This is a genomic window from Saccharopolyspora pogona (genome assembly GCF_014697215.1).
GTDB lineage: Bacteria > Actinomycetota > Actinomycetes > Mycobacteriales > Pseudonocardiaceae > Saccharopolyspora > Saccharopolyspora hattusasensis.
The window spans coordinates 9,083,563-9,108,054 of sequence record NZ_CP031142.1 but is presented as its reverse complement, the minus strand read 5'-3'; the positions used below and the strand labels follow the sequence as shown (position 1 = coordinate 9,108,054).

The 24,492-nt window shown below is 68.9% G+C and carries 27 protein-coding genes; 11 read left to right on the top strand and 16 right to left on the bottom strand.

What is annotated here, in order from left to right; translation table 11 throughout:
• Positions 1 to 176: 176 nt before the first annotated feature.
• Both DL519_RS43030 and DL519_RS43025 read right to left on the bottom strand, forming a co-directional pair.
• Positions 177 to 521 (bottom strand): hypothetical protein, encoded by a 345-nt coding sequence (locus tag DL519_RS43030; protein WP_190823488.1) that lies wholly within the window; start codon positions 519 to 521, stop codon positions 177 to 179.
• Positions 512 to 928 carry a hypothetical protein gene (locus DL519_RS43025; protein ID WP_190823487.1) on the bottom strand — a complete coding sequence of 139 codons (417 nt, stop codon included), beginning with the start codon at positions 926 to 928 and terminating at the stop codon, positions 512 to 514. Before DL519_RS43025 ends, DL519_RS43030 begins: the two co-directional genes overlap by 10 nt.
• A 357-nt stretch (positions 929 to 1,285) precedes the next feature.
• On the opposite strand from DL519_RS43025, the gene DL519_RS43020 reads away from it, so the two are divergent.
• On the top strand, positions 1,286 to 2,494 hold the full coding sequence (locus tag DL519_RS43020; protein WP_190824570.1) for a helix-turn-helix domain-containing protein: 1,209 nt from the start codon (positions 1,286 to 1,288) through the stop codon (positions 2,492 to 2,494).
• Between the two features lie 156 nt (positions 2,495 to 2,650).
• On the opposite strand, the gene DL519_RS43015 is transcribed toward DL519_RS43020, so the two are convergent.
• The 5 genes from DL519_RS43015 to DL519_RS48015 all read right to left on the bottom strand — a co-directional run bounded on the left by DL519_RS43015 (position 2,651) and on the right by DL519_RS48015 (position 6,028).
• Positions 2,651 to 4,036 (bottom strand): IS1380 family transposase, encoded by a 1,386-nt coding sequence (locus DL519_RS43015; protein ID WP_397545032.1) that lies wholly within the window; start codon positions 4,034 to 4,036, stop codon positions 2,651 to 2,653.
• 308 nt (positions 4,037 to 4,344) lie between these two features.
• Positions 4,345 to 4,536 carry a hypothetical protein gene (locus tag DL519_RS48020; RefSeq protein WP_223840139.1) on the bottom strand — a complete coding sequence of 64 codons (192 nt, stop codon included), beginning with the start codon at positions 4,534 to 4,536 and terminating at the stop codon, positions 4,345 to 4,347.
• On the bottom strand, positions 4,505 to 4,633 hold the full coding sequence (locus tag DL519_RS49290; RefSeq protein ID WP_263399783.1) for a hypothetical protein: 129 nt from the start codon (positions 4,631 to 4,633) through the stop codon (positions 4,505 to 4,507). The genes DL519_RS48020 and DL519_RS49290 overlap by 32 nt, the downstream gene beginning before the upstream one ends.
• 69 nt (positions 4,634 to 4,702) lie before the next feature.
• On the bottom strand, positions 4,703 to 5,773 hold the full coding sequence (locus tag DL519_RS43005) for a CitMHS family transporter (RefSeq protein WP_223840138.1): 1,071 nt from the start codon (positions 5,771 to 5,773) through the stop codon (positions 4,703 to 4,705).
• Complete coding sequence (locus tag DL519_RS48015; protein ID WP_223840137.1) at positions 5,774 to 6,028, bottom strand: hypothetical protein; 255 nt, start codon at positions 6,026 to 6,028, stop codon at positions 5,774 to 5,776.
• A gap of 164 nt (positions 6,029 to 6,192) precedes the next feature.
• Here DL519_RS48015 and DL519_RS43000 point away from each other — a divergent pair, with 164 nt between their 5' ends.
• Together DL519_RS43000 and DL519_RS42995 are read left to right on the top strand one after the other, a co-directional pair.
• On the top strand, positions 6,193 to 7,803 hold the full coding sequence (locus DL519_RS43000; RefSeq protein WP_190823486.1) for a sensor histidine kinase: 1,611 nt from the start codon (positions 6,193 to 6,195) through the stop codon (positions 7,801 to 7,803).
• Complete coding sequence (locus DL519_RS42995) at positions 7,800 to 8,468, top strand: response regulator (protein ID WP_190823485.1); 669 nt, start codon at positions 7,800 to 7,802, stop codon at positions 8,466 to 8,468. The genes DL519_RS43000 and DL519_RS42995 overlap by 4 nt, the downstream gene beginning before the upstream one ends.
• Before the next feature lie 70 nt (positions 8,469 to 8,538).
• Here DL519_RS42995 and DL519_RS42990 read toward each other — a convergent pair whose 3' ends face one another.
• Positions 8,539 to 9,696, bottom strand: a complete 1,158-nt coding sequence (locus tag DL519_RS42990) for an LLM class flavin-dependent oxidoreductase (protein WP_190823484.1) — start codon at positions 9,694 to 9,696, stop codon at positions 8,539 to 8,541.
• Between the two features lie 396 nt (positions 9,697 to 10,092).
• Between DL519_RS42990 and DL519_RS42985 the strand changes: the two genes are divergently transcribed.
• A complete protein-coding gene (locus tag DL519_RS42985) occupies positions 10,093 to 11,382 on the top strand; it encodes an AMP-binding protein (RefSeq protein WP_263399782.1) in 1,290 nt (429 codons plus the stop codon).
• 52 nt (positions 11,383 to 11,434) lie between these two features.
• On the opposite strand, the gene DL519_RS42980 is transcribed toward DL519_RS42985, so the two are convergent.
• Together DL519_RS42980 and DL519_RS49285 are read right to left on the bottom strand one after the other, a co-directional pair.
• Positions 11,435 to 12,163, bottom strand: a complete 729-nt coding sequence (locus DL519_RS42980) for an NAD(P)H-dependent flavin oxidoreductase (protein WP_263399845.1) — start codon at positions 12,161 to 12,163, stop codon at positions 11,435 to 11,437.
• Positions 12,049 to 12,543, bottom strand: coding sequence for a nitronate monooxygenase (locus DL519_RS49285; protein WP_263399781.1), 495 nt, complete (start codon positions 12,541 to 12,543; stop codon positions 12,049 to 12,051). Before DL519_RS49285 ends, DL519_RS42980 begins: the two co-directional genes overlap by 115 nt.
• 253 nt (positions 12,544 to 12,796) lie before the next feature.
• Between DL519_RS49285 and DL519_RS42975 the strand changes: the two genes are divergently transcribed.
• From DL519_RS42975 to DL519_RS42965, 3 genes are all read left to right on the top strand, one after another.
• Positions 12,797 to 14,251: an MFS transporter gene (locus DL519_RS42975; protein WP_190823483.1), complete on the top strand. Its 1,455-nt coding sequence runs from the start codon at positions 12,797 to 12,799 to the stop codon at positions 14,249 to 14,251.
• 10 nt (positions 14,252 to 14,261) lie between these two features.
• Complete coding sequence (locus tag DL519_RS42970; RefSeq protein ID WP_190823482.1) at positions 14,262 to 14,849, top strand: TetR/AcrR family transcriptional regulator; 588 nt, start codon at positions 14,262 to 14,264, stop codon at positions 14,847 to 14,849.
• A 631-nt stretch (positions 14,850 to 15,480) separates the two neighbouring features.
• Complete coding sequence (locus tag DL519_RS42965) at positions 15,481 to 15,771, top strand: transporter substrate-binding domain-containing protein (protein ID WP_190824569.1); 291 nt, start codon at positions 15,481 to 15,483, stop codon at positions 15,769 to 15,771.
• A gap of 257 nt (positions 15,772 to 16,028) precedes the next feature.
• Here the strand turns inward: DL519_RS42965 and ssuE are convergent, their stop codons facing one another.
• The 3 genes from ssuE to DL519_RS42950 all read right to left on the bottom strand — a co-directional run bounded on the left by ssuE (position 16,029) and on the right by DL519_RS42950 (position 18,385).
• The gene (ssuE, locus tag DL519_RS42960) at positions 16,029 to 16,589 is read right to left on the bottom strand and encodes an NADPH-dependent FMN reductase (RefSeq protein WP_190823481.1); all 561 of its coding nucleotides are present in this window, start codon (positions 16,587 to 16,589) and stop codon (positions 16,029 to 16,031) included.
• A gap of 238 nt (positions 16,590 to 16,827) precedes the next feature.
• Positions 16,828 to 17,355, bottom strand: a complete 528-nt coding sequence (locus tag DL519_RS42955) for a methyltransferase (RefSeq protein WP_223840134.1) — start codon at positions 17,353 to 17,355, stop codon at positions 16,828 to 16,830.
• A 37-nt stretch (positions 17,356 to 17,392) separates the two neighbouring features.
• The gene (locus DL519_RS42950) at positions 17,393 to 18,385 is read right to left on the bottom strand and encodes an Acg family FMN-binding oxidoreductase (RefSeq protein ID WP_223840133.1); all 993 of its coding nucleotides are present in this window, start codon (positions 18,383 to 18,385) and stop codon (positions 17,393 to 17,395) included.
• Positions 18,386 to 18,604: 219 nt separating this feature from the next.
• Here DL519_RS42950 and DL519_RS42945 point away from each other — a divergent pair, with 219 nt between their 5' ends.
• From DL519_RS42945 to DL519_RS42935, 3 genes are all read left to right on the top strand, one after another.
• Entirely contained in the window at positions 18,605 to 19,867 is a 1,263-nt protein-coding gene (locus tag DL519_RS42945; RefSeq protein ID WP_190823479.1) for an aminotransferase family protein, read from the top strand.
• A 471-nt stretch (positions 19,868 to 20,338) separates the two neighbouring features.
• Positions 20,339 to 20,851, top strand: coding sequence for an ATP-binding protein (locus DL519_RS42940; protein ID WP_190823478.1), 513 nt, complete (start codon positions 20,339 to 20,341; stop codon positions 20,849 to 20,851).
• 95 nt (positions 20,852 to 20,946) lie between these two features.
• Positions 20,947 to 22,770 (top strand): transketolase, encoded by a 1,824-nt coding sequence (locus DL519_RS42935; RefSeq protein ID WP_190824567.1) that lies wholly within the window; start codon positions 20,947 to 20,949, stop codon positions 22,768 to 22,770.
• A gap of 13 nt (positions 22,771 to 22,783) precedes the next feature.
• Here DL519_RS42935 and DL519_RS49585 read toward each other — a convergent pair whose 3' ends face one another.
• Both DL519_RS49585 and DL519_RS49580 read right to left on the bottom strand, forming a co-directional pair.
• Positions 22,784 to 23,131, bottom strand: a complete 348-nt coding sequence (locus tag DL519_RS49585; RefSeq protein WP_190823477.1) for a hypothetical protein — start codon at positions 23,129 to 23,131, stop codon at positions 22,784 to 22,786.
• A gap of 14 nt (positions 23,132 to 23,145) precedes the next feature.
• Entirely contained in the window at positions 23,146 to 23,280 is a 135-nt protein-coding gene (locus DL519_RS49580; protein ID WP_317891431.1) for a hypothetical protein, read from the bottom strand.
• Between the two features lie 419 nt (positions 23,281 to 23,699).
• On the opposite strand from DL519_RS49580, the gene DL519_RS42925 reads away from it, so the two are divergent.
• A complete protein-coding gene (locus tag DL519_RS42925) occupies positions 23,700 to 23,897 on the top strand; it encodes a DUF2795 domain-containing protein (RefSeq protein ID WP_223840132.1) in 198 nt (65 codons plus the stop codon).
• A gap of 26 nt (positions 23,898 to 23,923) precedes the next feature.
• Here DL519_RS42925 and DL519_RS42920 read toward each other — a convergent pair whose 3' ends face one another.
• Positions 23,924 to 24,202 (bottom strand): DUF3040 domain-containing protein, encoded by a 279-nt coding sequence (locus DL519_RS42920; RefSeq protein WP_190823475.1) that lies wholly within the window; start codon positions 24,200 to 24,202, stop codon positions 23,924 to 23,926.
• Positions 24,203 to 24,492: the final 290 nt, after the last annotated feature.

The following is a 24,492-nucleotide window of genomic DNA, read 5'->3' as shown; positions in this document are numbered from 1 at the left end:
CAGTACTGCGCGTAGGACGTTAGGGTCCTTCGCTCGTTTCTCAGGATCAGCAGGCGGCGTAAAGGAAAGGAGGGGCAATAACATCGTGGGTGTGTCCGGAGGCATGTCCCAGCCGAGATCGCCGGACCATGCCGTGACGTAGCTCTTCGGAACCGTTGCCGCAGGCGTGCGATGCATCAGAAGTCACCCGGTAGAAGCAGGGAGCTGGAAGCGTGGCGGGCCAGCATCGGTGCGCCGGGGTGCCCGTGCGGCGGCAGCGCCAGCAGTGCGTCGATCACTTCAGCGACGGTGCCGATCTCCTGCCACAGCGGGTCGCCGTGGGGATAGTCCTCGACCCGGATGCGTGCCGCGACGGCTTCGGACATTCCGCGCAGAGCGATGGTCTCGACCACGCCGGAGCTGCACCAGCGTTCGGCGTAGATCGCCTCACTGAAGTGCAGGAATTGGAACCGCGCATCAACGGCTAGCAGGAGGGCGGCGATATGCGGGGCTTCTTCGCTGGTGGGCGGCGTCAGCAGCATGAGCATTCCTTGGGGTGGTGCACGGCAGCCCTGCCGGAGATCGGGGTCTCGGCAGAGCCGCCGTGGTCGGGCTCTGGTCGGTCCGTTCGGGGGGCACACGAAGTAACGGACCGACCAGAACGTCTGTGGAACAGCCGTCGAAACGAGAACCTGATGCGACGCGGAGTCATCCGCAGGTCGAGGTCAGTCAGCGTGGCGCGGGCTAACAGGTACGCCAGGCACCGGGGGCACTTCCGCCCCGGTGGGCTGGTGAGTGACAGCGGAACGACGTAGTGCCCGCACACCGACTCAGCGTCGGCGCTTGCGTGGTAGGCCCGCGCGGCTTCCTCGTCGGTGACGGCGTGCTCCTGGCCGTCGGCGCCGCTGCGGAACCACGTGACAAACAGTCGCTCAGCTTGTGCGGTCATTGCTCACCTCTGTCGGGGTAGGAAGGCGGGCGGCGCACGGAATCTGGGGACCTCGGCAATCCGTCGGGACTCAACGCCGCGCCACCCGCCTCTTGGACCGACCACGCCGACGGGCCTACAACGTGGCCGGCGGTCCTAGTAGTGGAAGAGGGTGTAACGCTCTTCCTGGTAGACGGCATGTTGGCCAGCTCCGTGGTGTTCATGACGACCTCCCCGCAGGTCTACCTCTCGGACACACCTCGTGACGATATGACTACTTACGGAAGCGAACTGACAAAAAACTGACAAAGATCGAGACCCAGGACGAGGCGGTAAAATGGTGTGTAAGCACGCGACCGACAGACGGAGGGCAGCGTGATGGACCAGCCAGAAGGCGGTGTAGGACGAAGAGTCGCGCAAGCACGGAAGCTTGCCGGGCTTTCGCAGGAACGACTAGCCGAGCGGGCCATCCTGTCTGCCTCCCTTGTACGCAAGGTTGAGCAGGGCCGGGCTCCGGCATCGCCCGCATTCGTCTCCGCCGTAGCACGAGCGCTGAACACTGGGGTCGCCGATCTGCTAGGGCAGCCGTTCAAGCATCACCACAGCCGCGCCGAACACCGGGTGCACTCCACGATTCCGCCACTGAGGCGCGAGCTTGCGGCCTACAGCATTCCGCCGGATGACGATGTTCGTCCTCGGCCTATGGATCAGTTGGCCGCCGCTGTTGCCCGCGCATCCGGTCACCGTCACGCCGTCGACCTGGACGCCCTAGGCGCTGAACTTCCCGGCCTGCTCGCCGAGCTGCGGGCGAAGGTGTGGAGTGCGACGGGCACAGAACAGGAACGGGCGTACTGGCTGCTGGCGGAAGCCTATTACGCGGCGAGTCAGGCCGCGTACAAGCTCGGCTACATCGACCTTTCGTCGTTGGCGGTCGACCGCTACGAGTGGGCGGCCGAACGTAGCGGCGACGAACTTGCAGTCCTGATCGGCCACTACCAACGAGCGGGCGAGATGATCGGCGCAGCCGACTGGAACAGCGCGCTTCGATTGCTCGAACAGAGCCGGTCGCGGATCGAAGACCGCATCCGTGACAACGACGCCCCGGCCGTAGCCGTGTGGGGCAACCTGCACCTCAAGTCCGGCCTGGCCGCTGCCCGGTCCGGAAACCTCGCCAGCGCCGACGCCCATTGGCAGGAAGCCCAGGAAGCCGCCCAGCGGCTCGGGGTCGACCGCGATGACTACCGCCTATGCTTCGGACCGACGAACGTCAACATCTGGTCAGTGGGGCTCGCAGTTGAAGCGCTCGACGGTACTGAAGCGGTGAAGCGCGCCGAGCGCTTCGAGATCCCCGCGCATACACAGCGTGAACGATCAGGTCATCACTGGATCGACGTAGCGCGAGGCTTCTTACTGCACGGCGATCATGAGAAGGCCACCCAGAGCCTGTATCGAGCAAAGGAAATTGCTCCGCAGCAAGCGAAGTACCACCCGATGGTTCACGAGACGATCCGAAACCTCGCGACAGCACGTCGTCGTGCAGATCCGGTGGCACGCCTCGCTGCATGGGCAGGCGTTCAGAACGCCTAACCCCCTTAGCCCCAATCCACCGAGGCGGGTTTGAAGTGATCTTGGTTTCCTTTGTTGATCATTGTGGTGGGGTGTGGACGTGCGGAATCCGCTGGTCTGCCCAGCTTTTCCATGGTTCCTGGGTTGGGCCCTTGCGGGCGGGTTGGGGGAGGGTGATCAGGCTGTTTCGGGTGGGGCGTGGGTGGTGTGGAACAGGTGGTGCCAGTCGTGTTGGCGGGGCCAGTTTTCCGGGAGGTGCAGTGTGATCGAGCGGGCTCGTCGGGCCACCCGTGCCGGGATGTTGATCAGTGTGCGGCGCAGGGTCGCGGCGCGGGCTTTGGCGTGGAAAGCACTGGTCAGACTGCCTGCGGCGCGCAGCAGGTTGTGGGTCAGGGCGGCCAGCGTCAGCCAGGCGGCGTTGGCGCTGAAGACCCCGGATGGGATGTGGGCCAGCGGGCCGTGTTTGAGGTCGTCGTTGACATGTTCGATGATCGCGTGCGCACGGTGGGTTTTCTCCGCCTCGACCAGCGGCTGGCTGCTGGTGGTGAAGCAGGCGTGATACCGCCAGACGGGAAACAGGGCATCAGCGTGGTTTTTGTCTTTGACCCTGCGCACGATCAACCGACCAGCCACCCGATGGGCTTTATCGCTGGCGAAGGCGGTGAATTCGGTTTCCGCGATCTCGGCGTCACTGACCCAGGACTGGCTGGCCTCGTCCCAGACGGCCTGGGGATACTTGATCGCCGTCCACGCGTCCTCGGCGATGCCGGCGATCGCGCGCTGCACGTTCGGATACTGCGCCACCGTGATCGACACCTCCACACCTTGCGCCCGGCAGGCGGAGACGACTTCGCCTACGTAGAAGGCGGAATCACCGCGAAACAGCATCCGGCCCGGCCCGGCGCCGCACCGCCGTGCAAGGTTGATCGTCTCGGTGACCAACGACGCCGCACCCCGCGCCGAGCCGGCGTTGCCGCCACGCATCCTCGTGGCGGCAACCACCGGCGCCGATCGGGGCGTGGACAGCGTGGTCAGCAGCGGGTGGTAACCCCGCAGCCGCACATTGTGGCCGCCGATCTTGGTGTGCCCGAACGCCGCACCCTGCTTCGCGTGGCCGAACACCCTGCCCAGGGTGGAATCAGCATCGATGAACGTCCTCTCAGCGGCGCCGGCCAGCACCGGAGTCTGCCGGGCCATGCCCACCAGGCACTCCCGCGCGGCCGACTCCACCTGCCGGGCATGCCCCCACGTCAAAGCACGCAGAAACGTGCCCACAGTGGACGGTGCCCGGATCCCGCCGAACAACTTCGGCATCGCCCCATGCCGGATCACATCGAGATCATCAATGCTGTCGGCGCCGGTGAGCATCCCGGCCACGATCGAGCCCACCTTCGCATCCGCATTCGCACCCTCCGAACCGGGAACCCGGACACCCTCGGCGACAAGCTCGGACAACCCGACGCGTTCGGCCAACCGCATCACCGGAACCAGCCCCGCCGAAGCCACCAGATTCGCATCGTCGAACACCGCGCTCACCCGCGCCGCACTATGAGAAGATCGCACCTGCGAGATGCCCTTCCAATCCATGTTGATCGATCCCTACGCAAGATCAATCATCCCAGGTCAGAAGGGCATCTCGTGCTCTCGCCACCGAACCGTTACCCAAGATCATCGGTGGATTGGGGCTCAGGGCGTAAGCCTTTCGCAAGCCTGAAGCCCCGTTGCCCGGATCAGGGCAACGGGGCTTCGGCGCGTCTGCCGCCCAAGGATCGCAGCAAGGTTTCTGTCGGCACATGGTTGCTTACGCTCCGCTGCGGGCAAAGTGTCACCCTGCCACCCGATCCCCGGCGCTCAGAACGCCCGCCAGGGCTTCAGCGGGTGATGGCGTGTTCGGTGAACTGCCCGCAGGAGCGGAAGCCGAGGCGGTGGTAGACGGGTTCACCGTCCGCCACGGTCGCGCCCTTCATGCGCCGGTGCAGGTGGCACGCGTGTTCGGCCAGGTTCTGCTCCATCCTGACCAGCAGGTCGCTCTCACCGGAGCCGGGATTCGCCATCGGTCGCATGATGTTCGATCCCATCACGGTGCAGCACCACCAGCCGGATCTCGGCCACGTAGCGCTGCAGTTCGGAGAGCGTCACGCCGGTCCGCAGCGGCAGCATCCTGGCGGTCCTCCTGTTCGCCTTGTGAGTGCGGCAGATTTTCGATCCTGCCGCACCCCCCGGCGTTGCCTAGTGGATCGCGACGAGGCCGAGGCCGAAGCCGGCGGCGATGACCACGGCACAGACCACGAGGGCCCACTTGATCGCGAAGCGGTGGTGGTCGCCCAGGTCGACCTTCGCCAGACCGATCAGGACGTACATCGCCGGCACCAGCGGGCTGAGCATGTGGATGGGCTGACCGAGCAAGGAGGCTCGGGCGATCTCCACCGCACCGATGCCGTGCTGGGCACCCGCCTCCGCCAGGATCGGCATGACACCGAAGTAGAAGGCGTCGTTGCTCATGAAGAACGTGAACGGCACGCTCAGCACCGCGACGATGATGCTGAAGAACGGGAACAGCGCGTCCGGCATCGCGGTGAGCAGGTAATGCGCCATCTGCTCGATCATCCCGGTGCCCGAGAGCACGCCGGTGAACACCGCCGCCGCGAACACCATCGCGACGACCGCGACCACGCTGTCCGCGTGCGAGGCGATGCGGGCGCGCTGCTGCTCCAGCCGCGGGTAGTTGACGATCAGCGCGAGCCCGCAGCCGATCATGAACAGCACCGCGATCGGCAGGACACCGATGACCAGCGCGGTGAGCAGCGCGATCGTCAGCCCGGCGTTGAACCAGATCAGCTTCGGGCGCAACGACTCCCGGTCGGGGGCGAGAACGTCGAAGTCGGCCGAGCCGCCGCCGAAGTCGCTGGGGCCGCCCGCTCCGACGAGCACGGGGGTGCGGGTGCGCAGCTTGGCTCGTTCGCGCAGCCCGAGGGCGTAGGCGATCACGAACACGGTGAGCAATCCGGCGGCCAGGGCGGGGATCATCGGGACGAACAGCTCCTGCGGGTCCAGCTTCAGCGCGCTGGCCGCCCGCGCGGCCGGTCCACCCCAGGGCACGACGTTGAGGATCGCGTTGGTCATGCACGCCAGGCCGGTCATCAGCACCGGGCTGACGCCGAGCTTGCGGTAGATCGGCAGCAACGCCGACACCGTGATCATGAACGTGGTCGTGCCGTCACCGTCCAGCGACACCACGGCCACCAGGCCGACCGTGCCCATGATCAGCCGTAGCGGGTCGTTCTTGGTCAGCCGGACCATTCAGCGCGCGATCGGGTCGAACAGCCCCGCGTCGATCATGATGCCGAAGTAGAGGATCGCGAACAGCAGCATGGCCGCGGTCGGGGCGACCGATTTGATGCCGTCGGTGATCATGTCGCCGAGGTCCGGCGCGAACCCGCCGACCACGGCGAAGGCGGCCGGGACCACGATCAGCGACACCATCGGGGAGAGCCGTTTGCTCATCACCAGATAGAGGAAGACGGTCACCATGCACAAGCCGAGCAGCGCGATCAACGCTCCTCCTCCCCGACGGACCGACGGTGGTCCTCGTTACAGCGGCGTTTCGTTTTGCGGAACCGTAGGTGACCCCGTTCACCATGGGGAGGGTTGTCGACGTTGTCCGCCTATCCCGCGTTCACCGCGTTTTGCGCGTTTTGCTCGCGGGGTACAGTCGAAAGATGTCACGCCGCCCGGTGCGGTTCGCGCGGCAGGCCCTGATCCTCCAGATCTGCTTGATCACCCTGGTCACCGCGATCGGGTTCGTCCTCGTCGCCTCGCTGCTCGACCGCAACCTCGTCGACCAGTACGGCCAGCGCGCCCTCGCCGTCGCCCGCTCCGTGGCCGCCGACAGCGATCTGTCGGGCGCGGTCGCGCGCGGTGACCTGCCGCGGGTGCGCGAGCAGGCCGACCGGGCCCGCGCGGCCACCGACGCGCTGTTCATCGTCGTCACCGACCGCAACGGCATCAGGCTTTCCCACCCGGACCCCGCCAGGATCGGCGAGCCGGTCAGCACCGACCCGAGCTGGGTGCTCACCGGCCACGAGGTCGTCGACGTGCAGCGGGGCACGCTCGGGCTCTCGGCGCGGGGCAAGGTCCCGCTGCGCACCCCGGACGGCACGATCGTGGGTCAGGTGAGCGTCGGTTTCGACGCGGAGGACATCAGCGTCGCGCTCCTGCGGCTCATCGGGACCACTGCGGCTTTCACCGGCGGGGCGCTGCTGGTCGGGGTCGCCGGGGCTGCGTGGCTCACCCGCATGCTCAAGCGGCGAACGCTTGGGCTCGAACCGCAGGAGCTGGCAGAGCTGGTGCGCCAGCGCGAAGCGGTGCTCTACGGCATCCGTGAGGGCGTGCTCGCCGTTGATGCCGAAGGCCGCGTCTCGGTGCGCAACAGCGAGGCCGAGCGGCTGCTGGACACGTCCATCGAGGTCGGTACCCCGGTCGAGGCCCTCGGCATCCCCGCGCGGCTCCGGGACGTGCTCCTCGAACGGCGGCCGGTCGACAACCTGATCACCGTCACGGGCGACCGGACGCTGGTGGCCAACCACCGGCCCGTGGTCCGCGGCGGCACCGAGCTCGGCAGCGTGCTGACCCTCCTCGACCGCACCGACCTGGAGACGCTCAGCCGCGAGCTGGACTCGGTGCGCAGCATGACCGACACGCTGCGCGCCCAGCGCCACGAGTTCACCAACCGGCTGCACACCCTGTCGGGGCTGCTCCAGACCGGTCGGAACCAGGAGGCCGTCGAATACGTCCAGGCGCTCTCCTCCGGGTCGGTCGCCGGACTCGGCCCGGCCGCCGAGGCGGTGCGCGACCCCTACCTGGTGGCGTTCCTGTCCGCCAAGAAGTCGGTGGCGGCCGAACGAGGCGTCGAGCTCGAACTGGGTGAGACGAGCTGGGTGCCGTCGGCGGTCGTCGCCCCGGTCGAGGTCATGACCGTCGTCGGGAACCTGGTCGACAACGCGATCGACGCGGCGCGGCTGGGGTCGGCCCGCCCGGCCCGCGTCGAAGTCGACCTGCTCGCCGACGGCGCGACGCTGCACCTGTCCGTTGTGGACACTGGTGACGGCGTGCCGGAATCGTTGCGGGAGAAGATCTTCACCGAGGGCGTGTCGTCCAAGGACGCCGAGGGCAGCGGACTGGGGCTCGCGTTGTCCCGCCAGGCCGCGCGAAGCCTCAGCGGAGACGTGCAGCTGACCGATACCGGCGAGCAGCCAGGGACGGTGTTCGTCGCGGTGCTGCCGGATGTGCTCGAAACCGGTGACCTTCCCACCCAGGAGGCGACGCTGTGATCGGGGTTGTCGTGGTCGAGGACGATTTCCGGGTCGCGCAGGTGCACGCCGAGTTCACCGAGCGCGTGTCCGGATTCCGCGTCCTCGGCACCGCGCACACCGCAGCGCAGGCACGAGAGCTGATCGACACGCAGAACCCGGACCTAGTGCTGCTCGACAACTACCTGCCCGACTGCGCCGGGGCCGCGCTCCTGGCCGAACTCGACGTCGACGCGATCATGCTCACCGCCGCCGCCGACCCCGCCACAGTCCGCGCCGCATTCGCGGCTGGTGCGCTGAACTACCTCGTCAAGCCGTTCACCGCGGAACAGCTCGCGGACCGGCTCACCGCCTACGCCCGCTACCACGCACGCCTGCCGGCGACCGGCGGCCAGGTCGACCAGGAGGAGATCGACCGGGCGATGCGGCTGCTGCACGAGGGCGACCGGCCCTCGACGCCGAAGGGCCAGTCCTCCCTGACCGCGCACCTCGTCCTCGACGCACTCCGCAACGGCCGAGGCGCCCGCTCCGCGGCGGAGATCGCGGAGGAGCTGGGAATCGCCCGCGCCACCGCACAGCGATACCTGGCGGCACTGGCCCAGGACGGGCGAGCCATCATGACGCTGCGCTACGGCGCCAGCGGCCGCCCCGAGCACCAGTACGAGCCAATCCCGACAACGAGGTAACGGCCACCCCGCCAGCTGTACTGGCAGATCGGTGGCCCGAGGGGCGATTTCGCGCGAAATCGCCGCATGACTACGAGCGTTCGGATTCGTACTTCTTCGTCATGTGGGCGACCGCGTCGTGTTGGGCTTGGGCGTGGCCTTCGCGGGTGGCACTGGCCCTGTCCTTGGCGTCCATTGTGGACTGTTGTTGGCCTTGGAAGGCGGGCATCACGTGCTGGGCGATCAGCTCGTAGGAGCGCTTCGTCGCCGCCGGGTTGGCCCAGTCGTGCGCCATCAGCAGCATCGCGCCGAAGCCGCCGGACTGGTCGACCAGCCGCTGCACCTGCTCTGCCGCGTCCTCCGGGGTGCCGATCACGCCGACGCCCGAATCGCGGATGAACGCGATCATCTCCTTGAGGTTTCCGCCTGCCACGTGCATCTGCGGGAAGGCGGCGATCTTCTGGAAGTACTCGAACCAGTCCGCGATCCCGTGCTCGACGTCCCGATACGCCTGCTCCCGCGTCTCCGCGACGTGCATCGGGCCGACCAGCCGCCACGCGCTGCGATCAACCCGAGTGTCGAAGGCCTCGGCACGCTCGGTCATGATCCCCCAGTGGTAGCCGAGCGCGTCGAAGCCCTCGGCCGTGAGGGTCGCGCCGATCGACAGCAGCCCGATGCCGTGCCGCCCGGCCAGCCGCGGGCCGGTCGGGGAAGCCACCGCCGCGACCGTCACGTCGAACAGCGGATCCGAATAGGGGCGCAACTGCAGGCGCGCGTCGATCAGGTTGTGCGTGCGGGTCTGCGCCGTTACCGACTCGCCTCGCAGCAGGCGCAGCACGATGTCGATGTTCTCTTCGAGCAGTTCGCGGGTCTCGGTCGGGTTCAGCCCGATCATCGCCGAATCCGTGGGCAGCGAGCCCGGTCCGACGCCGAGCATGACCCGGCCGCGGGTGAGGTGGTCCAGCAGCACCATCCGGTCCGCCACCCACAGCGGGTTGTGGTACGCCAGCGAGATCACGCCGGTGCCGAGCCGGATGTGGCGGGTGCGTTCGGCCGCCGCGGCGATGAAGATCTCCGGCGAGGCGATGAGTTCGCTGCCCGCGGAGTGGTGTTCGCCGATCCACGCCTCGTCGTAGCCGAGCGCGTCGAGGTGCTGGACGAGTTCGAGATCGCGGTGCAGTGCCAGGGTCGGGTTCTGGCCTGCGGTGTGGAACGGGGCCAGGAAAACGCCGAAACGCAGCTTGCTCACGACTACCTCCTGGGGGCCATGGGTCCTCCCAGTGCACTAAAGTCGCCGCCGGTCTGCAATCGTCCGACCGGACACGTCGAAATAGCTTGCGCCTATTGGACCATTAGGCGCGACGTCTTTGTCGTACCAACTGGTCGGTGATTCATTCGGTTGGCATCCCCTGTTTCCCGCTGTCCGCCTGTCCGCAGTGGACGAGAAGGAGCTCCAGAGTGCTCGCAGCCGACCAGCCCGCCGCTGGTACCCCGTTCCCCGTCCGGTTGGCCGAACTCGCCGCCGCCGAACCCGACAGTGCCGCGCTGACCTGCGAAGGGACCACGCTCACCCGGGCCGAACTGGAGTCCGCGTCGAACCGGCTCCCGCGAGCTGGTGGCGCGCGGGGTGCGGCCGGGCGACTTCGTGAGCATCGTGCTGCCCAACGGGGTGCCGTTCGTGGTCGCGGAGATCGCGGCGTGGAAGGCGGGCGCGGTGCCCCAGCCGTTGAGCCCGAGACTGCCGGTCGGCGAGCTGGCCGAGATCGTCGCGCTGACCGATCCGGCGCTGGTGATCGGCGACGTCGAACCATCGGTGTCCGGGTCCAAGCCGATGCTGCCCGCCCGGTTCCGCCCCGCCCAGGACGACGGCCCGTTGCCGGTCGTGGTCTCGCCGTCGTGGAAGGCGCCGACCTCCGGCGGCAGCACCGGCCGGCCCAAGGTGATCGTCGCCGGGCGGCCGTCGCTGGTGGAGGACATCGACCCGTCCGCCGACGGTTTCGCCATCGAGCCCGGCGGGGTGGCGCTGGTGCCGTCCCCGGTGTCGCACAACGGGCCGAACATGTCGGTCTGCATGTCGCTGCTGCGCGGCAACCACGTGATCCTGATGCGCCGCTTCGACGCCGCCGAGACGCTGCGGCTGATCGCCGAGCACAAGGTGACCTGGCTGTACGCGGTGTCGACGATCCTGAGCCGGATCGCGAAACTGCCCGAAGACGTGCGCGCCGCAGCGGACATGTCCAGCCTGCGAACCATTTTCCACACCGCCGCGCCGGTGCCGGTGTGGCTCAAGCGGCAGTGGATCGACTGGGTCGGCCCGATCCTCCGCGAGCTCTACGGCGGCACCGAGGGGCAGGCCGCCACGATCATCACCAGCGAGGAGTGGCTGGCTCATCCCGGCTCGGTCGGCCGGGCGCTGCGCGGCGAGATGCAGATCCGCGACGCGGACGGCCGGGTGCTGCCGCCCGGCGAGGAAGGCAAGGTGTGGATTCGCCGCGCGCCGGGCACCGAACCGACCTACCGGCTGCTGGGCGGGCAGGCGCAGGCCGACGACGCCGGTTGGGAATCCCTCGGCGACATCGGCTGGTTCGACGAGGACGGCTACCTCTACCTCTACCTCGGTGACCGGGAGACGGACATGATCCTGGTCGGCGGTGCGAACGTGTACCCGGCGGAGCTGGAGGCGGCGCTGGGACTGCACGACGCCGTGGCGGACAGCTGCGTGATCGGGCTGCCCGACGACGACCTGGGCAACGTCCCGCACGCGATCGTCTACCCGCGCCGCCCGGTGACCGAAGCGGCGCTGCTGGAGCACCTGAAGTCGCGTGTAGCGTCCTACCGCCTGCCCCGCAGCTTCGAGTTCGTCGCCGCTCCGCTGCGCGACGAGGCGGGCAAGATCCGCCGCACCCACCTCCGCGCCGAACGCCTGAAGTCGTGAATGTTCGTTCCGGTTCTTACCGGAACGAACACTCACGAGCCCGGGGGCAAGATCAGGCGAGTTTGCCGAGGTTGGCGAGGACTTCCGCGTAATCCTCGAAGATTTCGCGGGTGATGTCCGCGGCCGGTCGCAGCTCCTGGAACGTGCCGACGACCTGACCGATGAAGAACGACGCCAGGGCCTTCGCGCCGTCGTTGCCGTCTTCGGCGGCCCGGTTGATGCGCCGCCACGCCTCGTCGACCAGCATCGGTTGCAGCGGCATCGGCAACGGCGCGGGGCTGTCCGGGCGCGCCCACTCGTCGTGCCACGCGCTGCGCAGCTGCCGGGCCGGTTTCCCGGTGCGGGTCGGCGAGCGCAGCGTGTCACCGCTGGTCGCGGCGAGGAACTTGGCCTTCACCGCGGGCGAGGTGATGTCCTCGTGGCTGGACAACCACACCGATCCGCACCACACGCCGGCCGCGCCCAACGCTAGCGATGCGGCCATCTGCCGCCCGGTCGCGATACCACCGGCCGCCAGCACCGGCACGTCCCCTGCGAGGTCGACGACCTCCGGCACCAGCACCATGGTCGCGATGGTTCCGGTGTGCCCGCCGGCCTCGGTGCCCTGCGCGACCAGCAGGTCGACTCCCAAGTCGAGCTGGCGCTGGGCGTGCTTCGGCGAGCCGATCAGCGCCGCGATCGGCACCCCGTCGGCCTTGCCGCGTTCCAGCATCGTCGACGGCGGTGTGCCCAGCGCGTTTGCGACCAGCGAGATCCGGTGCGAGAAGGCGACGTCCAGCAGGGGCTGCACGATCTCCGGGCCGACGCTGGCCGGTCGCCGGCCGGCGCGGTCTCAACCGGTGGGATGTCGTACTTCGCCAGCTGCGCGTTGACGAAGTCGTAGTGCTCCTGGGGGATCTGGGCGCGCAGGCTGGCCGGGTAGTCGGCCGGGTCGCCGGTGGCGGTCTTGCCGGGCACCAGCACGTCGACGCCGTAGGGGCGGCCGTCGACCTGTTCTTCGATCCAGGTGAGCTGGGCGTCGAGTTCTTCCGGGGTGTAGCCGGTCGCGGCCAGTACCCCGATGCCGCCCGCGTTGGTCACGGCCGCGACCACGCCGGGTGAGCGGTTGAAGCTCACCAGCGGACTTTCGATGCCCAACAGATCGGTCAACGCGGTGCGCATGCGCGCTCCTTCCCATCGCCGGGGTGACATTGCGCCGGACAGCCGCATGATGCACACCGGGACGGCCGAAGACCAGACCGCACTTCACCGCCGTCGTCGCAATCCCCCACCCGGGCTTATCCACAGTGGACGAACCCGTGGGCGAATCTTCCCAAATCACACTGGATCGACACCAGCAGCATCTTGCGGCGCCAGGTGAACACGGGTTTACTTGCGTGGTGAACACAAGTTCACGCCGATAGCGAGGATCCCGATGAGCAGCACCACGCCCGTTCCCCCCGCCGCACCACGACGTTCGAGGCTGGTCATCGGGGTGCTCGCATCGTGCGGGATCGCGGTGTCGTTGATGCAGACCCTGGTCGTACCGCTACTCCTGGAATTCCCCAGGCTCCTCGACACGTCCCCGTCCAACGCGGGCTGGCTGGTCACCGCGCCGCTGGTCGCCGGCGCGGTGTGCGCCCCCGTCCTGGGTCGGCTCGGCGACATGTACGGCAAGCGCCGGATGCTGCTGATATCGCTGGCCACCATGGCGGTGGGCAGTGCGATCGGCGCCGTCAGCGACGACTTCACCGCCGTGCTCGTCGGCCGGGTGCTGCAGGGCGCGGCGGTCGGCGTGGTGCCGCTGGGCATCAGCATCATGCGCGACGAGTTACCCGAGGACCGGGTCGGTTCCGGGGTGGCGCTGATGAGCGCGACGCTGGGCATCGGTGGCGCGGTGGGGCTGCCGATTACCGGGGTGGTGGCGGAGAACCTGAACTGGCACTGGCTGTTCGTCGGCGCGGCGGTCTTCGCGATCGTCGAGATCGTGCTGATCCTGCGGGTGGTGCCGGAATCGCCCCTGCGCACCGGCGGCCGGTTCGACCTCGTCGGCGCGGTGGGGCTGTCGGCGGCGTTGACCTGCCTGCTGCTGGCGATCTCCAAGGGCAACGAATGGGGCTGGACCAGCGGAGTCATCCTCGGCCTGCTCGTCGCGGCGACGGCGTTGCTCCTGGTGTGGGGCGTCTACGAGCTGCGCGTCAGCGCGCCGCTGGTGGACCTCCGGGTGTCGGCGCGACCGGCGGTGCTGCTGACCAACATCGCCTCGGTGCTGGTCGGCATCGCGATGTTCGCCGGGTTCCTGGTGGGTTCGCAGATCATGCAGGCCCCGGAGGACACCGGCTACGGCTTCGGCATGTCGCTGGTGGTGACCGGCCTGGTGCTGCTGCCCATCGGCGCCGCGATGGGCTTGTTCTCCCCGGTGTCGGCGCGGATCTCGCGGCGGCGCGGCCCGCGGACCACGCTGATCCTGGGCGGTACGGTGCTGATGCTGGGCAACCTCGCGGGATCCTTCCTGCACTTCCCGCTACCGCTGGTGGTGTTCAACCTGACCGTGGGCGCGATCGGCGGCGCGCTGTCCTACGGGGCCTTGCCGACGCTGATCATGCAGGCGGTGCCGCAGACCGAAACCGCCGCCGCGAACAGCCTGAACAGCCTGGCCCGGTCCATCGGCACGTCCAGCTGCAGCGCCATCGTGGTCGCGCTGACGACCGGATCGGTGGTGCAGATCGCCGGCGTGAACTACCCGTCGGCGTTCGCCTACTCATGGGTGTTCCTGGTGGCGGGTGCGGCGGCGCTGCTGGCCGCGCTGATCGCCGCGGCGACCCCGAGGACCCGCCGGTACGCGCCTGTTACCGCCAAGGTGGCGACCACGCTCGGGACGTCGCGCTAGCCTGAACGACATGCCCAGCACGGCTCCGGCCACAGCGGTCGACGAGGACCAGCGGCGCGACGCGTGCGCCACCCGCGAAGCCATCCTCAAGGCGGCGCGCCGCCGCTTCTCGTCGTGCGGTTACGCCGACGTGACGCTGCGCGACATCGCGGCGGACGCCGAGGTCAGCGCGGCCCTGGTGATGAAGTACTTCGGCAGCAAGGAAAGCCTGTTCGCCGAGGCATCGGGCTTCGAGCAGGACGCGGAGCGCCTGCTGGACTGCGAACTGCCCGACCTCGGCGAACACCTGGTCCGAACGCTGCTGGACTACCACGACCGAACCCAGGGCGACCCGCTCGTGCGTGCGGTGTTCACGTCGTCGCGACCGGCGGGAGCCCAGTTCCGCGCGAACTTCGAACGCCAACTGGTCACCCGCCTGACGAAGCGCCTGACGGGCCCGAAGGCCCGCCTCCGAGCGGAACTGGTCTGCAGCCACCTGATGGGCCTCGGAGCGGCCCGCCTGGTCCTCCGAACCAAAGCGATCAGCGCGGAACCGAAGGAGAACCTGATAGCAATAACTGCCCCGTTGCTCCAGAACTGGATCGACGGCCCGCTGTAACACCTCCGGCGACTGGTCACACCGCGCCCCAGCCCAACGTATCCCCAGGCCAGGTGCCGTGAGTGGTTTCAGGCGCTGTAGCCCCCAAAACCACTCACGGGCCCCAACCAGCCAAAACGTCGGGTGACATCCCGAGATCAACGCTTGAACCGCCCAGGTGACGCTGCGTGGGAAGCGTGGTCGCAAACCAGCTCGAATGTCGGGGTGGCCGAGTTGTTCCAGTACCGCGAGCGCAGGCTGCCAGGCTTCCCGAGCTCCGTCGGTATCACTGGCGGCGTGCAGAGCTTCGCCTAGCTTGGTGAGGCTGGTTGCTCTGCCCAGCTGGTGCCCAATGGCGTGGCGGTGCTCCGCCGCCTCGCGGTAGGTCTGCACCGCCTTGTCGATTTCCCTGCGTGAAGATATGCGGACCCAAGGTTGGTCAAGGCATAGCCCCGCGCGAAGGGCGCATCGATCTCGGCAGCGCGGTGCCGATGGGCGAACGCTGCGGTGAAGTCGCCGACGTGGGCCAAGGCAAGTCCGAGAACAGCATCGGCTCCTGCTCAAACTTCCTCGTCACCAGAATCGCCCCGCTAACCAGCACCGCTGCGGCGAGCTGGGCCGACCGGCCTACCAGGTGCTGGTCTTCAAGGAGATGAGCGCGCAGTTCTCCGCCTTGCAGCAGGGCAAGGTCGACGTGCTGATGAGCACGATCAACGGCCTGCGCTACACCGTCGGCCGGCAGCCGAACCTGCGGTTCCTCAATGAGTTCCGGCGCCTGAACGTCGGGTTCGCGCTGGACAAGGGCTCGCCGCTGGCGCCAGCACTGCAGGCGGCGGTGAACAAACTGATCGCGGACGGCAGCTACGAGCGGATCGTGCGCAAGTGGGGCGTCGAAGCCTCGGCGATCCAGACCTCCGAAACGAACCCACCCGAACTCCGCTGACCCGATCAAGTGAAGCGTGGAGGGCATCTTTTCCCAGTTTGCGTGGCTGTCCAGTTTGCGTGGCTGTCCAGTTTGCGTGGCTGTCCAGTTTGCATGGCAAGAGGTGCCCTTCACATACGCCCAACTCCGGAACCTCGAAGCCCTGCGCCGTCGAGGCGATGCCCTCGTGAGTGTTTTCCGTTACTATAGCCCCCAAAACCACTCACGGGCGCCTTCTGCCGACCTGCCCGGCAGAAGGCGCCCTTCACCTCGTTGGACTACGCCGTGCGGCCTAGCACCGTGGAATGCGGGACGCCGTCGAGGGCCTTGCTGAACTGTTCGATCACGTCCGCCAGCGGCTCCGCGCTGTCCGGGTGGACGCTGAGCTGGTCGTCCACCACCGAGATGTGCTTGTCCAGCAGGAAGAAGCTCTGCACCGCGTGGCGGGCGCCCAGCGAGTGCACGACCGGGCGCAGCGCGTAGTCGATGGCCAGGACGTGGGCGATGGTGCCGCCGGTGGCCAGCGGCAGCACCGCCTTGCCGGCGAAGCCGAACTGCGGCAGCAGGTCCAGGAAGGCCTTGAGCAGTCCGGAATACGCCGCCTTGTACGTGGGGGTGGCCAGCACGATGCCGTCGGCCTCGACGACCTTGCCGATGGCGTCGGCGATCGCCGGGGCGCGGGTGTCGGCGCCGAGCAGCGCATCCGCGGGCAAGGTGCGGACGCGCAGGTGGTCGGCGGTGCGGCCGGAGGTCGCGAGTCGCTGGGCGACGTGCTCGCCGATCCGTTCGGTCTTCGAAGTGCGCGACGGGCTGCCGGAGATTACGAGAACGCTGGACACATGTGCTCCCTGAGTCCGAGACTTCCAGTCCACTGCGGACTGTTGCTGATCCGGATCTCCGCGCTGCGGCGGAAACCGGGCTGGCGGAGCGCTAGGGACGACACGCTTGGGCCGACACGCGGCGGAAATCCACGTGCCGCCGCTTCGTGAACACCGGGAACATCACGAATCAATCGCAACAGAGCAGCAGCGGCATGTCAATCGGGTGATCCGCGCTTCCCACCAACCGGACGCACCATCAGCCGAGCACGGCGACCACCATGCTGGAAGCCGAGCCGGTGGCGATGTGGCTCTCGACACGCAGCCCCGCCCGCGCGAGCAGCGCCCGGTACTCCGCGGCGGTGCGCTCCCGGCAGTGCGTCAAGGCGGCCATCACCAGGTCCAGCCGCTTCCCGAGGCGCGGTTCGTCGTTGTCCGGCAACACCTTGCTGCGCGCGGTCGGCGCCTCGCGCACCTGCGCAAGACACGCACGCAGGTTGTGCCGTTTCCAGTCATGCTGGATCGGCGGCATCAGGTACACATCCGCTCCGGCACGCACGGAATCGAGGATGTCACCACTGCCGACCTCGCACCGATGCGCCATCCCCGCGTCCGCGACGTGCTTGCGCGCGGGCGGCGGGGCGGACCGCCGCGCCGATGCTCGGCTTCGACCCGGCCGGGATCGACGCCGAGTTCGTCCCGTCCGGCCGGCAGCACGTCGCCCTGGTGGTCGACGTCGGGAAGCCCGGCATCGACGCGGTTCGACCGGTTGCCCTGGCTCGACCACGCGGCGGCCGTCGAGGCTTATTGACCACAGTGGACGGTCAGCCGAAGACGTCCGGCAGCGGCCGGCGGCTCGCCCGCGGCACCGGGATCGCAGCGGGGTAGCCGATCCGCATCAGCAGCTGCGGCACCACGCCGAGGTCGAGCTCGTCGCTCAGCGCAGAGCGGACCTCGGACAGCCGCAGCGGCTGGGTCATCACCGACGCGACCAGACCCAGCCGCGTCGCCTCCAGCCAGGCCCGCTCGGCGGCCTCGCCCGCTAGCAGGTGATCCCGCGGGTCGTCGGTGATCGTGCTGAAGACCAGCACCGACTCCTTCGCCACCCACTTCGCGATCTGTGCCTGGTCCGGCAGCCGGGTGGCACCGGTCGCCAACCCGATCGCGGGCAGCCCGCGCTCGGACAGCGCGTCCTCGGGCAGCCCCTCGTCCGAGAACGGTGCGATCCAGGCACCCAGCTCGCGCTGGTAGTTCTTGTCGTCGTGGTGGGCTCGCGCGGCGTAGGCGAGCAGCCGCGCCAGCGCCTGCTCCTCCATCGGCCCGTGCACCCAGGTCGCCTGCGTGGTCGACGCGGCAACCACGGTGGTGCGCGCCAGGTGCGGGATGCGCCGGTCGGCGAAGGGGCGCCGGAAGCTGCTCCGACGGTCGATGGCCCGTCGGCGTTGCCGGTCGATCGCGCTCGGCGGCTGCCGGTAGGTGCCGACGACGGTCCCCTCGCCGTCCCCGTGCTCGTCGGTGTACCAGCGCACGTCGGTCGCCCAGCCGAGCGCGCGCATCGCGATCGCCAGGTTGGCGACCGCCGCGCCGCACGACATCCGCCGGTTGCGACCGTCCGGATCGTGCTGGACCAGCTCCGGCATCGAACGCATCCGCAACCTGGCAGCCCGCCCCTGCACCCGCAGCGACCAGGGCTGCGTATTGTGCACGGAAGGCGCCCGGCGCACCGCTTCGGCCAGCGCGGCCACCTCCTCCGGTGTCCACGGGCGCTCGTCGGCGGCTTCGTGCAGCTGCCGACGGAGCATCGGGTACCAGTTCATGCGTTGATCACCTCCACGACGGGCAAGCACCACGACCGTGCCGTCGGTGGCATCCCGCCAGCAGAGGCCAAAGTCCCGTCTGTGACCAGCACCGCAGCAACGAGCTCTGTCCCGCTCGTGGCGATCTGGCCAACCGGTCCGGCGAATTTCGGCGTTTTGGCACTGGCGTACCGGCGGGTGGGCCGACGAAGCTGGGGGCGCGACACGAAGGAGGAACGCATGTCGACAGCACCGCGCAACACCGCGTTGTGGCACCCGTTCGCGGACATGTCCCAGGTCAAGAACAACCAGTTCTGCGTCAGCAAGGCCGACGGGGTCTGGATCTACGACCAGGAGGGACGCCGCTACCTCGACGGCACCGCGAGCCTGTGGTACGCCAACGTCGGCCACGGCCGCACCGAGATCGTCGAGGCCGCCGCCGCCCAGATGCGCGAGCTCGAGTCCTACTTCGTATTCAACGACTTCACCAATCCACCGGCCGAGGCTCTGGCCGACCGGCTCTCCCAGCTCGCGCCGATGGAAGGCGCGAAGATCTTCCTCACCACCGGTGGCGGCGAGTCGATCGACACCGCCGCCAAGCTGGCCCGGCAGTACTGGGCGCAGCGCGGGCAGCCGCAGCGCACCCACATCCTCAGCCGCGGCAACGCCTACCACGGCACCAACGGCATGGGCACCAGCATTGGTGGGATCGAGGCCAACCAGGCCGGGTTCGGCCAGCTCGTGCCGGAGGCCAGCCGGGTCGCCCACGACGACGCCGAGAGCCTCCGGGAGGCCATCGACCGGCTCGGTGCCGACCGGGTGGCGGCGTTCTTCGCCGAGCCGGTGATGGGCGCCGGCGGGCTGTACCCGCCGGAGCCTGGCTACCTGGAGGCGGTCGCCAAGATCTGCGCCGAGCACGAGATCCTGTTCGTCGCCGACTCGGTGATCTGCGGGTTCGGCCGGGTCGGCAGCTGGTTCGGCGTGGAGCGGTGGGGCCTGCAGCCCGACATGATCACCTTCGCCAAGGGCGTGACCAGCGGATACCTGCCGCTGGGCGGCGTGGTGATCGCCGAGCGGGTGGCCGAGCCGTTCTGGAACCACCCGGGCCGCCCGTTCCGGCACGGCGCGACCTACTCCGGGCACCCCACGGTGGCCGCCGCCGCGCTGGCCAACATCGACATCCTGGAGCGCGAGAAGCTGCTGCCGCGGGCCGACGAGCTGGAGCGCCCGCTGCGCGACGCGCTGCGGCAGCTCGCCGACCACCCCGCCGTGGGCGAGGTGCGCGGCGGCGTGGGCCTGCTCGGCGCGGTTGAACTGGCCCCCGACCTGCTGGCCGCCGACCCCGGCGCGCTGACCCGCGCGCAGCTCGCGATCCGCGACTTCGGCGTGATCGTGCGCCCGCTGGGCAAGGCGCTGGCGGTCTCGCCGCCGCTGATCATCAGCGAGTCGGAGATCGAGCTGATCGGCAAGGCGATGTGGGAGGGCCTGGACGCCCTCGCGTAACTCGATCGGGTGTCCGCGGACAGATCATCCGCGGACACCCGACCCGCTCGGAACCCTCCTGGGCATCGGGCTGGAACTTCTGTAGCGGAACCGATACGTACCGGTCTGTACCAAACGCGATTCGTGCCGTACGTTTCTGGCCAGACCACTGGCAGCGACCCGCACGGTGCTCGACGCGTTCCCCGTCCAGCGCCGAAACATGCTGCGCCGGAACGAGATTCGTCGACGATCGTCCACAACAGACAGTCGAAGGATGGCGACATGCACCGAGTCACCTGAGGCGCACCGCCGGGCGGGGCCGACCGGTCGCCGGCGCGGTGCGCACGCCGGAGAAATCGACACGACACCCGGAAACCGAGCCACGAGCGGCGATTCGAGAACTCACCGCCCCCTGTAGACAAGCCACCCACCTGAGTTGGCAAAATAAGGCTCGCGGGTGATGGCGCACAGCGGACGGAGGACGACAACCAGGTGAACACCCAGACCACACAAGTCGACGACCTGCGGCTCATTGCGCTGCCCAGCGCCGTGAACTGCACTGAGATGTTCGTCCAGTTCACCCTCGCCGAGTGGTCCCTGCGGGAACTGATCGACGAGACGTCCCAGCTCACCACCGCGCTCGTGACCGCGGCGGTCGACAGCGCCGCCCCCGACTCCCCCGGCTTCATCACCGTCCGGCTGCGCCTCAGCGGCGAGAGCCTCGTGGCCGAGGTCGAGGACGAGCAGGCGAAGGCCCCACCGGCCATGGCGCCCGGTTTCGCCAACGGCCACTGCGGTGCGGCCGCCTTGCGCGGCGGCGGCGTGCTCGTGTGGTGCGAGGTGCCGCTGCCGGGTGGTGTCTCGGCGAACGCGGTGCCGCTGCCCCGCCGCTCCCGCAACAGGCGGGCGGGCCAGGCCGAACACCCGGTCGACGAAACGGCCGAGATCGATCCCGAGGTGATCAAGCGCCTGCTCTCCGGTCTGAGCAACTCCGACCCCACCTGACACGCAGGGCGCCGGCATGGGATCACGGTTTCAATTGAAACCGTGATCCGCTGGTGTTGGTTTCACCGGTGGTGTCTGCGGGCAACTCCCGTGGCATGGACCATCTGACCTTCCGCTTCGAGCTGGCGCAGCAGCTGCGGGTCGACTCCGTGCGCGCCAGCAGCGCCGCCGGTTCCGGGCACCCCACGTCGTCCATGTCCGCCGCTGACCTGATGGCCGCGCTGCTGGACGGCCACCTGCGGCTGGACTTCGCCAAGCCGCACGATCCGCGCAACGACCACCTGATCTTCTCCAAGGGCCACGCTTCGCCGCTGTATTACTCGTGCCTGAAGGCGGTCGGCGCGATCGACGACGGCGAGCTGCTCACCTTCCGCAAGTTCGGCAGCCGCCTGGAGGGCCACCCGACACCGGTGCTGCCCTGGGTCGACGTCGCGACCGGTTCGCTCGGGCAGGGGTTGCCGATCGGGGTGGGCCTGGCGCTCGCGGCGCAGCGGCTGGACCGGCTGCCGTACCGGGTGTGGGTGCTCTGCGGCGACAGCGAGATGGCCGAGGGTTCGGTCTGGGAAGCGCTGGAGCACGCCGGGCACGAGCGGCTGGACAACCTCATCGCGCTGATCGACGTCAACCGGCTCGGCCAGACCGGGCAGACGATGCACGGCTGGGACCTCGACGCCTACGCCGCCCGGGCGATCGCGGCCGGGTGGCGCACCATCGAGATCGACGGCCACGACCCGGAGCAGATCGAAGAGGCGCTGAAGGATGCCGAGGCCGGTGACGGGCGACCGGTCGCCGTGCTGGCGGCCACCAAGAAGGGCAAGGGCGTCGCCGAGGTCGAGGACAAGCCGGGCTTCCACGGCAAGCCGCTGGTGCACCCCGACGAGGCGATCCGCGAACTCGGCGGCATCCGCGACCTGCGGGTCAACTACGCCAAGCCGACCAGCGACGAGACGCCCCACGTCTTCCCCGTGACCGGCGGCGGGCTGCCCGCGTTCGAGCTCGGCACCGAGGTCGCCACCCGCAAGGCCTACGGCGAGGCGCTGCGTGCCCTCGGCGACCGGCGCGGCGACGTGGTGGCGATGGACGGCGAGGTGTCGAACTCGACGTTCGCGGAGCTGTTCCGCGATGCCCACCCGGACCGCTACTTCGAGATGTACATCGCCGAGCAGCAGCTGATTGCCGCGGCGATCGGCATGCAGGTGCGCGGCTGGGTGCCGTTCGCCTCGACGTTCGCCGCGTTCCTCACCCGCGCCTACGACTTCATCCGGATGGCCGCGGTGAGCCGGGCGAACCTGCGTCTGATGGGCTCACACGCGGGAGTGTCCATCGGCGAGGACGGGCCGTCGCAGATGGCGCTGGAGGATCTCGCGGCGTTCCGCGCGGTGCACGGCAGCGCGGTGCTCTACCCGTGCGACGCCAACCAGACCGTGCGGCTGGTCGAGGAGATGGCCGACCGGACCGGGATCAGCTACGTGCGGACCACCCGCGGCGCCACGCGAGTGATCTACGAACCGGGCGAGGACTTCCCCATCGGCGGCTCGCGGGTGGTGCGCGACGGCGACGACGTCACGCTCGTCGGCGCGGGCATCACCCTGCACGAGGCGCTCAGCGCGGCGGAAACGCTTGCCAGGGAAGGAATCCAGGCCCGCGTCATCGATCTGTACTCGATCAAACCGGTGGACGCAGAGGCGCTGCGCCGGGCCGCCGCCGAGACCGGCGGGCTGATCACCGCCGAGGACCACTGGCCGGAGGGCGGCCTCGGGGAGGCCGTGCTCAGCGCCCTGGCGGGCACCGGCGCCCCGGTGCGCGTGCTGGCGGTGCGCGGCATGCCCGGTTCCGGCACCCCGGCCGAGCTGTTGGGGCAGGCGGGCATCGACGCATCCGCCATCGCCATCGCGGCCCGGGAAATGGCCGGCATCTGACCACTGTGGACGATCAAGGAGCTCTTGCGGGCATCGACGCCAGGGAGATCAGCGCGGCGAACCCGGCGAGCGTTGCCAGCACCGCGAACACCGCCGAGTAGCGCCGCCAGCGCCGCGCCGCACCACGGCGACAAGGCGATGGCCACCTGGACCGGCGCGGAGAGCATCCCGGTGAGCCGCTGCGCCGCGCCCCAACGATCGCCGATGGCCGTCGCCGCGGACCCCACCACCTCGTCAGGGCGGCGAACGCCGGCTGGTAGAGCACGCCGGACACTGCGAAGCCGGCGATGATCCAGGCGGCGAAGTACCAGACCAGGTTCGGCGCGGCGGCGACGCCGATCAGGGCCGGAACGGCCAGCACCGAATCCGCCGCCATCACCGGGCGCGGCCCCGGAGCGGGCCAGCCGCGACGATCTGGCACGTCGAGAACGCGGCCGTCAGCACGGCGACCGACCAGCCGGTGTCCGAGCTGATCGTCGGCGCCAGCGCGGGGAAGGCGTAGAACAGCACGCCTCAGCTGGTGATCTCGGTGACGCACAGCACCACCAGGACGCGCCGCATGCCCGATTCGGAAAGCGCGCTCACCAGGGCTTTCCGCCATCCCCGCCGACGGTGTCGGCCCCCGGGAGTGCATCGGCGCCCCGGTCCGCGAGGGCCGGCTCACCACGCCCCCGCACGACCCCATCAGAGATCAAATCCGCAATTTCCAATTGAAATCGAAGGGGCGGGTTCAATGGAAACCGCGCACCAGGCCCGAGGAGGCACCAGACCCGAGGAGGCACCAGTCAGTGATGCCCGAACCCGCCCGACTGCGGGTCACCGTCGACCCACCCGAAACATCCGTCCGGTCATCGCGGCACCGCGTGTGCCCGCCACGCGGGGTGGGTAGTCGGTTGTCGACACTACCGGCTCGACCGGTGGGAGCGAAGATGCCCGTACCCGACCGCGGAGAACTGCTCAGGTTCCTCTGCCACGTGCACTTCCCCGCCACCAAGCAGGAGATCTACCAGCAATGCGTCGCCCTGGGCGCGCCGGCGGCGCACCTGGAACGCATCGACAGCCTGCCCGATGGCGTCTTCGTCGAGCCCGACACGGTGCTGCAAGCACTCCCGCGCCCGACTCCGTGAATCGTCCACATAAGACAAGCAGGATCTCATCGGTGCCGGTTCCGCCTGGCGTGCCACCAAACGCCGACGGCGCCCGCAACGGCGCTCAGGGCCAACGTGATCGAGCTCAGCACCAGCCCGCTCACCAGGCACAACAACGCCAGCAACGCCACGAGGGCAAGCATCAGGAACAACAGGACCCGGCGTGCTCCGCCCCAGCTCCGACCACCGTCGAACCGGTCGAACTTCTCCGCCAGCCGAGGTTCACCGGACACCAGCGCGGATTCGATCTCCGCCAACCTGTCCCGCTCGTGCCTGCTCAACATGACGAGCTCCTAGCGACGTTCCCTTCGACCCCAACGAGGTACCCGCCCCCCAATTGCCTCAAGCCCCAGAAGGGCCCCTACAGCCTTGCATGCCGGGGATCGTCACCGTACGCGGCGACCGAGTGATTTTCCTGCACGCACAGCAACATCCGGCGATTACGGAAGGTTATCCCCAGGCGACGGCGGGAGGATGAACAATGACCATGCTGCCGCGTCGCGCCCCTTCCGCAGCCCGTCCGCCGCTGCCTGCCGCGGGCGACCAGGAGTGGCCGTCGACGATGATCTGACGG

Excerpts from the sequence above, each read along its gene's own strand:
- DL519_RS43030 (WP_190823488.1), bottom strand. The coding sequence starts at position 521 with ATGCTGCTGACGCCGCCCACCAGCGAAGAAGCCCCGCATATCGCCGCC.
- DL519_RS43025 (WP_190823487.1), bottom strand. The coding sequence starts at position 928 with ATGACCGCACAAGCTGAGCGACTGTTTGTCACGTGGTTCCGCAGCGGC.
- DL519_RS43020 (WP_190824570.1), top strand. The coding sequence starts at position 1,286 with ATGGACCAGCCAGAAGGCGGTGTAGGACGAAGAGTCGCGCAAGCACGG.
- DL519_RS48020 (WP_223840139.1), bottom strand. The coding sequence starts at position 4,536 with ATGCGACCGATGGCGAATCCCGGCTCCGGTGAGAGCGACCTGCTGGTC.
- DL519_RS49290 (WP_263399783.1), bottom strand. The coding sequence starts at position 4,633 with ATGCTGCCGCTGCGGACCGGCGTGACGCTCTCCGAACTGCAGCGCTAC.
- DL519_RS43005 (WP_223840138.1), bottom strand. The coding sequence starts at position 5,773 with ATGGTCCGGCTGACCAAGAACGACCCGCTACGGCTGATCATGGGCACG.
- DL519_RS43000 (WP_190823486.1), top strand. The coding sequence starts at position 6,193 with ATGTCACGCCGCCCGGTGCGGTTCGCGCGGCAGGCCCTGATCCTCCAG.
- DL519_RS49285 (WP_263399781.1), bottom strand. The coding sequence starts at position 12,543 with ATGCGCACCGCGTTGACCGATCTGTTGGGCATCGAAAGTCCGCTGGTG.
- DL519_RS42975 (WP_190823483.1), top strand. The coding sequence starts at position 12,797 with ATGAGCAGCACCACGCCCGTTCCCCCCGCCGCACCACGACGTTCGAGG.
- DL519_RS42970 (WP_190823482.1), top strand. The coding sequence starts at position 14,262 with ATGCCCAGCACGGCTCCGGCCACAGCGGTCGACGAGGACCAGCGGCGC.
- DL519_RS42965 (WP_190824569.1), top strand. The coding sequence starts at position 15,481 with ATGAGCGCGCAGTTCTCCGCCTTGCAGCAGGGCAAGGTCGACGTGCTG.
- DL519_RS42950 (WP_223840133.1), bottom strand. The coding sequence starts at position 18,385 with ATGAACTGGTACCCGATGCTCCGTCGGCAGCTGCACGAAGCCGCCGAC.
- DL519_RS42945 (WP_190823479.1), top strand. The coding sequence starts at position 18,605 with ATGTCGACAGCACCGCGCAACACCGCGTTGTGGCACCCGTTCGCGGAC.
- DL519_RS42935 (WP_190824567.1), top strand. The coding sequence starts at position 20,947 with ATGGACCATCTGACCTTCCGCTTCGAGCTGGCGCAGCAGCTGCGGGTC.
- DL519_RS42925 (WP_223840132.1), top strand. The coding sequence starts at position 23,700 with ATGCCCGTACCCGACCGCGGAGAACTGCTCAGGTTCCTCTGCCACGTG.
- DL519_RS42920 (WP_190823475.1), bottom strand. The coding sequence starts at position 24,202 with ATGTTGAGCAGGCACGAGCGGGACAGGTTGGCGGAGATCGAATCCGCG.